General features: G+C 50.9%; 10 protein-coding genes and 1 other annotated feature. Of the genes, 8 read left to right on the plus strand and 2 right to left on the minus strand.

The annotated features are described in order from the left end of the window. Positions 1–43: 43 nt before the first annotated feature. A complete protein-coding gene (locus tag NR121_RS17425; protein ID WP_062411050.1) occupies positions 44–571 on the minus strand; it encodes a phosphatase PAP2 family protein in 528 nt (175 codons plus the stop codon). Between the two features lie 694 nt (positions 572–1,265). Here NR121_RS17425 and NR121_RS17430 point away from each other — a divergent pair. The 4 genes from NR121_RS17430 (at position 1,266) to rplT (ending at position 3,885) form a co-directional block, all read left to right on the plus strand. Next, a complete protein-coding gene (locus NR121_RS17430) occupies positions 1,266–2,501 on the plus strand; it encodes a glycosyltransferase family 2 protein (RefSeq protein ID WP_062409845.1) in 1,236 nt (411 codons plus the stop codon). Positions 2,502–2,563: 62 nt separating this feature from the next. After that, positions 2,564–2,721 (plus strand) — a sequence feature (ribosomal protein L20 leader region). A 36-nt stretch (positions 2,722–2,757) separates the two neighbouring features. After that, positions 2,758–3,258, plus strand: coding sequence for a translation initiation factor IF-3 (gene infC / locus NR121_RS17435; protein ID WP_062409844.1), 501 nt, complete (start codon positions 2,758–2,760; stop codon positions 3,256–3,258). Between the two features lie 26 nt (positions 3,259–3,284). Further along, positions 3,285–3,485 carry a 50S ribosomal protein L35 gene (gene rpmI, locus NR121_RS17440; protein ID WP_062409843.1) on the plus strand — a complete coding sequence of 67 codons (201 nt, stop codon included), beginning with the start codon at positions 3,285–3,287 and terminating at the stop codon, positions 3,483–3,485. A 40-nt stretch (positions 3,486–3,525) separates the two neighbouring features. Further along, the gene (rplT, locus tag NR121_RS17445; protein WP_025849278.1) at positions 3,526–3,885 is read left to right on the plus strand and encodes a 50S ribosomal protein L20; all 360 of its coding nucleotides are present in this window, start codon (positions 3,526–3,528) and stop codon (positions 3,883–3,885) included. A gap of 127 nt (positions 3,886–4,012) precedes the next feature. On the opposite strand, the gene NR121_RS17450 is transcribed toward rplT, so the two are convergent. After that, complete coding sequence (locus NR121_RS17450) at positions 4,013–5,017, minus strand: globin-coupled sensor protein (RefSeq protein ID WP_062409842.1); 1,005 nt, start codon at positions 5,015–5,017, stop codon at positions 4,013–4,015. Between the two features lie 661 nt (positions 5,018–5,678). On the opposite strand from NR121_RS17450, the gene ilvB reads away from it, so the two are divergent. The 4 genes from ilvB to NR121_RS17470 all read left to right on the plus strand — a co-directional run bounded on the left by ilvB (position 5,679) and on the right by NR121_RS17470 (position 10,741). Further along, positions 5,679–7,418: a biosynthetic-type acetolactate synthase large subunit gene (gene ilvB / locus NR121_RS17455; RefSeq protein WP_062409841.1), complete on the plus strand. Its 1,740-nt coding sequence runs from the start codon at positions 5,679–5,681 to the stop codon at positions 7,416–7,418. Further along, positions 7,419–7,907: an acetolactate synthase small subunit gene (gene ilvN / locus NR121_RS17460; protein WP_054818194.1), complete on the plus strand. Its 489-nt coding sequence runs from the start codon at positions 7,419–7,421 to the stop codon at positions 7,905–7,907. It abuts the gene before it with no gap. Between the two features lie 138 nt (positions 7,908–8,045). Further along, positions 8,046–9,038, plus strand: a complete 993-nt coding sequence (ilvC, locus tag NR121_RS17465) for a ketol-acid reductoisomerase (protein WP_054818195.1) — start codon at positions 8,046–8,048, stop codon at positions 9,036–9,038. A gap of 155 nt (positions 9,039–9,193) precedes the next feature. Beyond that, complete coding sequence (locus tag NR121_RS17470; protein WP_054818196.1) at positions 9,194–10,741, plus strand: 2-isopropylmalate synthase; 1,548 nt, start codon at positions 9,194–9,196, stop codon at positions 10,739–10,741. The last annotated feature ends 183 nt before the right edge of the window (positions 10,742–10,924 follow it).

Consider the following 10,924-nt stretch of genomic DNA (forward strand, 5'->3'; position numbering starts at 1 on the left):
CCCTTGTTTCTTTTGAACTTATACCGAATTAACATTACTGCTTTTACCCCAAAAATGCAACGGTGGTCAGGGCGGTCGTCGTTCCGATCAGCAAGCCGGCCAGCACGTCGGACGGGTAGTGCAGTCCCAAATAGATCCGCGACATGCCAACGAGCGAAGCCACGGGAAGCAAAATTGCCGTGACCCAGGGAGTAATGAGCATCATGGGTACAGTTACTGAAAAAATGGCCGTCGTATGCCCGGAAGGGAACGAGTGGTCTTTCAGCGGTTTTTTGCATGTGTGGGTGCCTTCAAGTACAAGATAAGGACGCAGCCGCGGATATTTCTTTTTTATGATGGCGACAGGAACATGACTGAGTCCCAACGCGACACAGCTCAGCATTCCGGCCGATTTCCATACTCCCTCGGCAAACAGGGCGATGCAAAGCGCCGTGGCGATGGACGCTGCAGCGCCCCCCAGATGGGTGATGATGTTGAAAAAGAAATCCAGCGCTTGATGCCGAATCTGTTGATTGACAAAACAGAACATCCGGTGCTCATGATACTGAAGCCGCGTGACCAATCTGTTCATCATAGGATATGCCTCCCTGCAGTAAAATAAGCTTTTGTTCGGTTCTTATATGATTGTAAGACGGAATTGTTATTGGAGTATCAACAGGATATGAAAGAATCTTATATTGACGAGGAGTTCATGGCCCTATATTATATTTGACAATGGGTTATCATGGTTCATTTACCATAAATTATGAATCATATGTACAGCTTTGTCCAATTTCCGGCGAGTTCATGTAGGAATAGTTTCGCGTGGCAGCAACATTTTTGCAGACAAGTTCGTCAGTAAAGTTGTCGGTGGCAGATGACTGCCCATACAGGGGAGCATCCGCCGGTATGGAAAATGGCAGCCGGGGCGATTTGGTTTACGGAGCCGCGATGCGGATTCCGGGATGAGGGTTGTACAATCGTCGCCTCTACAAATTGGCAAAGAAAGTTTTTCCAGACGGCGCTTATAAAATAATTGAAAAACGATGAAAATAAGACGTAAAAAGCTGGATAGCAGAGAGTCCGACCGATACCGCTGCTGTTTTTCCCAAAAATGACAAAGAACCGACTTAATCAAGCGGTGTGAAGCTTTTGACAAATGACAGTAAAGAGAGGAAAATCATATTCGGCTACCCTCGCAATTGAAGAGGCATTATCGAATCCGTTATTAAACTGCTAAAGAGAAAAAAGACATAGGGGTACATACAAAAAAAGGGGGATGAATCATGCTGGACAGTATTATGCTAGGCCTTCAGTTTACGCTAATTGTCGTCGGGGCCTATCAACTGGGCCTGACGTTTTTTGGCTGGTATCGCCGTAAGAACAAGGCCCAGCACGCGCCGCAAAAAACGTTCGCCGTCTTGGTGGCGGCTCACAATGAGGAGCAAGTTATCGGAGCGTTAATTGAAAACCTGAAAAATCTGGATTACCCGAAAGAGTTGTACGATATATTCGTAATTGCTGACAACTGTACGGACAAGACTGCGCAAATCGCCCGCGATATGGGCGTATATGCCTGCGAGCGCCATAATCCGAACCTAAGAGGTAAAGGTTATGCGATTGAATGGATGCTCAAGGAGCTGTGGAAGATGCCTCGCCAATACGACGCCGTCGTCATGTTCGATGCGGATAACCTGGCGAGTCCCGATTATCTGAGACACATGAATAACGATTTGTGTGAAGGCTCGAAAGTTATTCAGGCTTATCTGGATACCAAAAATCCTAACGATTCCTGGATTACCGCTTCGTATGCCATATCTTATTTTTTCAGCAACCGGTTCTGGCAGCTGCCCCGAACCAATCTGAAGCTGGCGAACTTTCTGGGCGGCACGGGCATGTGCTTTGAAACAGGACTGCTCAAGCAGATCGGCTGGGGGGCGACAAGTCTTGTCGAGGACCTGGAATTTTCCATGCGATGCGTCAAACTTGGCGTAAAGCCCACCTTCAATCCGGATGCGAAGGTATACGATGAGAAGCCTCTTACGTTTAGGGCATCGGCAAGGCAAAGGCTGCGTTGGATGCAGGGGCATTTTGACGTTTGCCGCCGTTATTTCTTCGTTCTGCTTTGGCAGGGGATTAAAGAACGGAACTGGACGAAAATTGATGCCGCGATTTACTCGGCCAATGTATATAACTTTTTCCTTGGTTCGATTGTCACGATGGCGGTTTGGTTTGATAATATCGTGCTGGGCGGCTCGCATCTCACCAAGCTGTATGAAGTATCGCCTACGCTGTTTAACGTGGTGACGATCTCGATTTACGTCCTGCTGCCGATCTCTATGATCATGGATAAGGCATCTCTGAAAACCTATAAGTATTTGATATTGTATCCTGTCTTTATGTTTTCCTGGTGGCCGATCACGATTTATGCGTTCTTCACTCAAAACAACAAGCAGTGGAGCCATACGGAGCATACCCGCGTGATTCGTCTTGAGGACATGCACAGTAAACAGGCAGGTTGAATCTGTCGGACAAACCGATGTATCCGTTGACTTTTACAAACAGATTGTGGTATATTATTTGAGTGCAAAAGAAGAAGCGCCCGCTTCTCACCTGTCCGACGAAGGTTGGCTGGTTATGAATGATAGTGAGCTTACTTGAATATCTGATGCTTTATCGGATAGATCGATCACTTGAAACAAACTGCGTGGGCGTTTTTAACGCCCGCGCATTTTTTTTAATAACCTTTGGAGGTGGCAGGTTATCAGTACAGAGCACATGATTAATGATGAAATTCGAGCAAGAGAAGTGCGTTTGATTGGTGCGGACGGAGAGCAGCTGGGTATCAAGCCGATTCGTGAAGCGCTGCAGATTGCAATGGATCAGAATTTGGATCTGGTCAATGTGGCTCCGACGGCGAAACCGCCGGTTTGCCGGATCATGGATTACGGGAAGTACCGCTATGAGATGCAAAAGAAAGAGAAGGAAGCCCGTAAGAACCAGAAGATCGTTGAGCTGAAAGAAATTCGTCTGAGCGCGACAATTGACGAGCACGACTTTCAAACGAAGCTTCGCAATGTATCGAAATTTCTCAACGACGGCGATAAAGTAAAGTTGTCGGTTCGTTTCCGCGGCCGGGAGATTGCACATGCCGAAATCGGGCAGCGCGTTCTGGAGCGGATGGCCGCCGAGGTGGAGGATCTGTGCGTTGTGGAGCGCAGGCCGAAGCTGGAAGGCCGGAGTATGATCATGATCTTGTCGCCGAAGCAACAGCAATAATTTTACTCTTTAAGGAGGAACACCCCATGCCAAAAATGAAAACACACAGCAGCCTGAAAGGCCGTTTTAAAATTACAGGTACCGGTAAAGTAACGCGCTACAAAGCGTATAAGAACCACCTGCTGTCCGGCAAGTCCGCCCGCCAAAAGCGCGTGCTCGGCACGAACCCGGTTATGGCTCCCGGCGATGTAAGACGCCTGAAGCAGCAGCTGGCTAACATCAAGTAATTTCGTTAATATACTCAACAATTCTTGGAGGTAGATCGTCATGGCAAGAGTGAAAGGCGGATTTATCCGTACTCGTCGTCGCAAGAAAATTTTGAAGCTTGCTAAAGGGTACTTCGGTTCGAAACATAGATTATTTAAAACAGCAAAAGAGCAGGTTATGAAATCCCTGCTGTACGCATACCGTGACCGCCGTCAAAAGAAACGCGATTTCCGCAAGCTGTGGATCGTGCGTATTAACGCGGCTGCCCGTCAAAACGGTTTGTCCTACAGCAAGCTGATGCATGGTCTGAAGCTGGCCGGCGTAGAAGTTAACCGCAAAATGTTGGCGGATCTCGCCGTTAACGATATCAACGCGTTTAACTCCCTGGCTGAAACGGCAAAGCAAAAAGTCAACGCGTAATGCAAATGCATGAATATAAAAGCACCTGCTGCACAAGATACGTGAGAGCGCATCTTGGACAGCCGGTGCTTTTTTTGTCAGCCAAACGATGGATATGGAAGAAAGCTACTGCGCTCCTTGACCGGATTTAAGCGGATTGCAGCTGCTGAAGATCCGCCGTTACTTTTTCGATCATCTGAACGAACGAGGATAATTCTTCTGCGCTGGCGGCCTGCGTCTGCGCCTGGGTGGTGGTGTGTTTTGACTCCTGCTCTACTTCTTTCAGCAAGCGGGAGATGGTTCCGAGCTTTTCCTGTATTTGTTCCAGGGCCTGTTTGGATCCGCCGGCTAATTTGCGGACCTCGTTAGCGACAACCTCAAAACCGCGTCCTTGTTCCCCCGCACGGGCTGCCTCGATGGCTGCATTGAGCCCGAGCAAGTGAGTTTGATCGGATATCTCCTGAATAAGCGTTCCCATATTTTGAATTTGTTTTACTTCCGCAGTCAGTTCCTGTATCAAGTAGTGGGATTTCTCCTGCGATTCCGCCGAATGAATGGCCGATTCCGCAACCGACTGGCTGCTGCTGCTCAATTGGACCATCATCGAAACCAGCTCCTGTACTGCGGAGTTGATCCCCTGCAGTAAACGCCCTTGTTCATCCACAAGCTCCTGAACCTTTTTCTTTTCATGGTACTCATAGGCTTCCAGAACCAGCTGCGAGTCGAAATTGAACATTTTGGTAAGGGCGTGAATGACCGGGAGCCATGCGTCCGGCAGCATCCTTTGGAAGTGGTTTGTCGCCAATTCGAGATACAGCATATAGGTTCCCAGATACCATTGGGTCGTCAACCCGATCCGGGAGTGCACCTGGCCTATGTAAATTCTTTTTTCAATAAACGCCTCGTCAATCGTACCTTCCGTGAGCGAAAGAAAATACCAGTGCTGCGTTTCTTTTAACCGGTCTACCGTGCTGTGTCTTTCTATGATTTGTTTGAGTTCCGGATGCTGCATGATTCGTTCATAAAGCTCGTCAACCAAATCCCGGACGATTGCCTTAAATTCGTTGGCCTTGCTTTTTAAGAGAAATAAATCTTCGTTGGTGATGCCGATGTAATCCAGTTGTTGTTTTCGTGTCTCGGATAGTTTGTTCATGTTGCTCCCCTCTGCCTGTGTAAATGTGATTGTTATCACAATTAGGATTCGCTATCGGAGTGTAATTTCCTTCAATTGGATATCAACAATTTTTTTAGGCGCGATGCCCCATGATGGGCAAGGTCGGCGCGGAGCCCGCTGCCCCTGAGACCTGTTTTTTTGAACCATGAAAGAATGCCCGCCTGCAAAACAGCTCCACGTAAGGCATGTCAACCGGGCGGAGGGATGGCTTTAATACCGCTTGACTAAAGCAAAGGTTCGGCATATAATAAACAAAAAAGTACAACAGTGTTATCGGCTATGAAGAGGACGAAGTGATAAGGGCTCTTATGTTCAGAGAGCGGCGGAGATGCTGAAACCAATGCCATTAATCCCTTATGTACGAGCTCACCTCGGAGCTGTTTTCCTGAAAAGCGCGGCGCCTTTAAAGCATCGCGGTTATTAGGGAGAATCGGAGTGGCACACGTTACCGTGCCGAGGGTAAGCGACATGCCTGCTAGCGGCGTGCATTACCTGCTAAGGTTATTTGCCGTGAGGCATTTAACAAATCTGGGTGGTACCACGGAAGATCAACCCCTTTCGTCCCGTCAGACGCAACCATTGCGTTTGGGGCGAAAGGGGTTTTTAGTTGTTATCGGACTTTTTGAGAGGAGGGCTACACATGATCGTTCAAACCAAACAAAAGTCGAAAGAGCAGCTGCGTGAAGAGCTGCTGAAGCCGGATGTGATAACAGGATCGGAAATGCTGCTGCGCAGCTTGCTGCTGGAGGATGTAGATTGCGTCTTCGGCTATCCTGGCGGAGCGGTTTTATATATTTACGATGCCATGCACGGCAATCCGGATTTCCGCCATTTGCTGACAAGGCACGAGCAGGGCGCCATTCATGCGGCGGATGGCTATGCCCGTTCGACCGGCAAGGTCGGCGTATGTATCGCCACTTCCGGACCGGGAGCGACCAACCTTGTCACCGGTATCGCTACAGCTTATATGGATTCGGTGCCGCTGGTGGTCATCACGGGAAATGTGGCGACGACGGTGATCGGTACGGACGCGTTCCAGGAGGCGGATATTACCGGCATTACGATGCCGATCACGAAGCACAGTTACCTGGTGCGGGATGTGAAGGATCTGCCGCGGATCATTAAAGAAGCGTTCCATATTGCTTCGACCGGCCGCAAAGGACCGGTGCTGATTGATATACCGAAGGACGTATCGAACGATACCGCGCCGTTCTACTATCCGGAAAAAGTGGACATCCGCGGCTATCACCCGACGGTACAGCCCCATAAGCTTCAAGTGGACCGTATGCTGGAGGCGATTGCGGAAAGCGAGCGCCCGGTCATTATCGCAGGCGGCGGCGTCGTTTACGCGGATGCGTCCAAAGAGCTGATCGAGTTCGTGGAGAAAACCCGCATTCCCGTCGCCACGACGTTGCTTGGCCTGGGAGGCTTTCCAAGCGCGCATGAGCTGTGGCTCGGGATGCCGGGGATGCACGGAACGTATGCGGCCAACCATGCGCTGCAGAATTGCGATCTGCTGATCGGCATTGGCGCGCGTTTTGACGATCGCGTGACGATGAAGGTGAACGGCTTTGCCCCCAAAGCGAAGAAAATCGTCCACATCGACGTGGATCCGGCGGAAATCGGCAAAATCGTTGAAACGGCGATTCCGGTGGTTGGGGACGTGAAAAAGGTGCTGCAGCTGGCCAACCTCAAAGCGAAGCCGTCCCAGTCCAAAGACTGGATCGCCTGGAACCAGGAAAACAAGAAGAACTTCCCGCTGACCTACCAGGATTCGGATACGGAGCTGAAGCCGCAGTATGTCATCGAGATGATCAATGAGACGACCAAGGGAGAGGCCATTATAACAACGGATGTAGGCCAGCACCAGATGTGGACGGCGCAGTACTACAAGTTCAACCATCCGCGTTCCTGGATCACTTCCGGCGGTCTCGGCACCATGGGCTTCGGCTTCCCGTCGGCGATCGGCGCGCAGGTAGCCCATCCGGATCGGCTGGTCATATCGATCAACGGCGACGGCGGCATGCAGATGTGCTCGCAGGAGCTGGCGATTTGCGCCATCAACCAGATTCCGGTGAAGATTGTCGTCATCAACAATCAGGTGTTGGGGATGGTCCGCCAGTGGCAGGAGATTATCTACGATAACCGATACAGCCATATCGATCTTGCCGGCAGTCCGGACTTTGTGAAATTGGCCGAAGCTTACGGCGTGAAGGGACTGAGAGCTGCCAACAAAGAAGATGCCCGCCGCGTATGGCAGGAAGCGTTGGACACCCCGGGTCCGGTGCTTGTCGAATTCATCGTGCCTAAAGGGGAGAACGTCTTCCCGATGGTAACACAGGGCTCGACGATAGACCAAATGATAATGGGGGATTCGTAAATGACTCGCAAACACACCATATCCGTTCTAGTGAACAATCAGCCCGGTGTGCTGCAGCGCGTATCCGGCCTGTTCGGCCGCCGGGGCTTCAATATCGAGAGCATTACTGTCGGCGAATCCGAGGAGCAAGGCTTGTCCCGTATGGTCATCGTTACCACGGGTGATGATCATACGCTGGAGCAGGTATCCAAACAGCTCTACAAGCTGGTAGATGTCATCAAAGTGGTCGATTTGAGCTCGAATCCGATGGTAGCTCGCGAGCTCGCGCTGATCAAGGTCAATGCGGAGCCGAACGTCCGTCCCGAGATTCTCGGCGTGGTCGAGACGTTCCGTGCAGCTGTCGTTGACATCGGTCCGAACACGCTGGTCGTGCAGGTGGTAGGCGATTCGGAAAAAATCGATGCGATGACCGAGCTGCTCAAGCCTTACGGGATCAAGGAATTGTCCCGAACCGGCGTCACCGCAATGATTCGAGGCATGGTGAAATAAGCGTTTGAAGATTTTCCGGAAATCGTAGTACAATGTTCTGTGAGCGGGGGCTCAATCGGATGACATAACTGGAAGACGCTCGTGGTCCGCTTGAGCACCCGCTCACGGGGTTTATATTAAAGGAGGAGCTATTATATCATGGCAGTCACTATGTATTATGAGAAAGATGCTGATTTGAACGTATTAAAGGGCAAGACGATTGCCATCATCGGCTACGGCAGTCAAGGACACGCCCAAGCGCAAAACCTGCGTGACAGCGGTCTGAAAGTGATTATCGGCCTTCGCCAAGGTCGTTCCTTTGATCAAGCGAAAAACGACGGATTTGAAGTATATTCCGTTGCGGAAGCGACCAAGCTTGCTGACGTCGTTCAAATTTTGATGCCGGACGAAACGCAAGCGAGCGTTTACAAGAATGAAATCGAGCCGAACCTGAAGCATGGTGCAACGATCATGTTCTCTCACGGCTTTAACGTCCATTTCGGTCAAATCAATCCATCTGCGGATAAAGACGTTCTGCTTGTCGCGCCAAAATCCCCGGGTCACATGGTACGCCGTGTATTCGTGGAAGGCTTCGGCGTGCCTGGTCTGATCGCAGTTCATCAGAATGCTACGGGTCAAGCCCAAGCCATCGGTTTGGCTTATGCCAAAGGTATTGGTTGTACACGTGCAGGAGTTATTGAAACCTCTTTCCGTGAAGAAACGGAAACCGATCTGTTCGGTGAGCAGGCCGTTCTTTGCGGCGGCGCATCCGCACTGGTAAAAGCCGGCTTTGAAACGCTGGTAGAAGCAGGCTATGCTCCTGAAATGGCTTATTTCGAGTGCTTGCACGAGTTGAAGCTGATCGTCGATTTGATGTATGAAGGCGGTCTGGCAGGCATGAGACATTCCATCTCCAACACGGCAGAGTACGGCGACTATGTAACCGGACCTCGCATCATCACAGACGAAACGAAGCAGGAAATGAAGCGCGTTCTGTCCGATATCCAACAAGGCAAATTTGCTCGCGACTTTATTCTTGAGAACCAATCCGGTCGTGCGTTCCTCACGGCTACCCGCCGTATGGAATCCGAGCATCCGCTGGAGCAAGTCGGTACCCAGCTGCGTGAACTGATGCACTGGATCAAGAAGTAATCGAACTGACAATGAATGATTAGCGGCATAAGGTCAGCTTGGGAAACTGTGGGGAACGGACGGCAGGGCAAGTTCGTTCCCGGAAGTTTCCCGGGCTGTACCTTTTTCTGCTTTAATAAAGTGGTTAAATTTTGATAAAGCGCAGGTGAGACGGCATGAGAAAAATTTATATTTTCGATACGACGCTGCGCGACGGCGAGCAATCGCCGGGCGTGAATTTGAACATGCAAGAAAAGGTGGAAATCGCCCTTCAGCTGGAGAAGCTGGGCGTAGACCGGATCGAAGCCGGTTTTCCGGCGGCCTCCCCAGGCGATTTGGCCAGCGTGAACGCCGTAGCCCGGACTGTGAAGAATGCCACAATCGTGGGTCTCTCGCGCTCCCGTGTGCAGGACATTGATGCGGCGCGCGAAGCGCTCAAGGATGCGCAGGATCCGTGCTTGCATTTGTTCCTTGCCAGCTCGCCGATTCACCGGAAGTATAAGCTGAAGATGGAGAAGCATCAGGTGCTGGAAACGGCGGAAGCGGCTATCCGGTATGCCAAAAAATATTTCGATAAAATTGAGTTTTCGCCCGAGGATGCCGGACGTACCGAGCTGGATTTCTTGTGCGAAGTGACGGAGATGGCCATTCGGGCAGGAGCAACCGTCGTGAATATTCCCGACACGGTTGGCTATATGACGCCTTACGAGTTCGGCAATATCTTCAAGACGCTGAAGGAAAATGTGCCGGGCATCGAGAAAATTCAGCTCAGCGCGCACTGTCACGATGACCTTGGCATGGCGACGGCCAATGCGCTTGCGGCCATTCTGAACGGTGCCGATCAAATCGAAGGAACGATTAACGGGATCGGCGAGCGCGCGGGCAACACGGCAATCGAGGAAGTAGCGCTGGCGCTGGAGACACGTCAGGAGTTCTACCAGGCGAAGACATCGCTTACGTTGTCCGAGATCGCCCGTACGAGCCGTTTGGTGAGCAAGCTGACAGGCATGGTCGTACCGGGCAATAAAGCGATTGTCGGGGCTAACGCGTTTGCCCATGAATCGGGCATTCACCAGGACGGCATGCTCAAGGAAAAAACGACTTACGAAATCATGTCTCCGGAGACAATCGGTCTGAAGGAAAGCAAGCTGACGCTCGGCAAGCTGTCCGGCCGCCATGCATTCCGTGAGAAGCTGGTCGATCTCGGCTATAACCTGAACGATGAGCAGCTTAATGCGGCCTTCGCCAAATTTAAGGATTTGGCCGATAAGAAGAAAAACGTGACGGACGACGATATCCTGGCCTTGATCGAGGAGAAGCTGATCGAGACGCCGGAAGTGTTCTCTCTCGAAACGATTCAAGTTTCTTACGGCAACCAATCGACACCGACCGCAACGATTCGCTTGAAGACGATCGAAGGCGAAACGCTGGAAGAAGTAGCGCTGGGCAACGGTTCCGTCGACGCGATCCTCAATGCGATCGATAAAGCGACGAAGGAAGAGGTCGAGCTCGAAGATTACTCGATCCAATCGGTCACGCAAGGCAAGGATGCGCTTGGTGAGGTGCATGTCGTACTGAACCAGGGCGATTATTCCGTACAGGGCCGCGGCGTAAGCACCGATATTCTCGAAGCAAGCGCGCGGGCCTATGTGGATGCGATCAACCGGCTGATAGAGAAGCGGAAGTCCCCGGCTCGCAGCCGTGATAATGTATCGTTGATCTAGCTATGTTCATGAATAAGGGGGTGTCCCAAAAGTCACCGAGGTGACGGGGATACCCCCTTTTTTAATTTTGTAAAACAATAAAGAAGCCAAACCTTGGTAAAATGGAAGTGACGAGCAACCATTCAAAGGAGGGCTTCTTTTGTACATTCAATATAACATGGATCAACTTTGTCTGCCAATGGA

The organism is Paenibacillus sp. Pae15, from assembly GCF_024519685.1.
GTDB lineage: Bacteria > Bacillota > Bacilli > Paenibacillales > NBRC-103111 > Paenibacillus_G > Paenibacillus_G naphthalenovorans.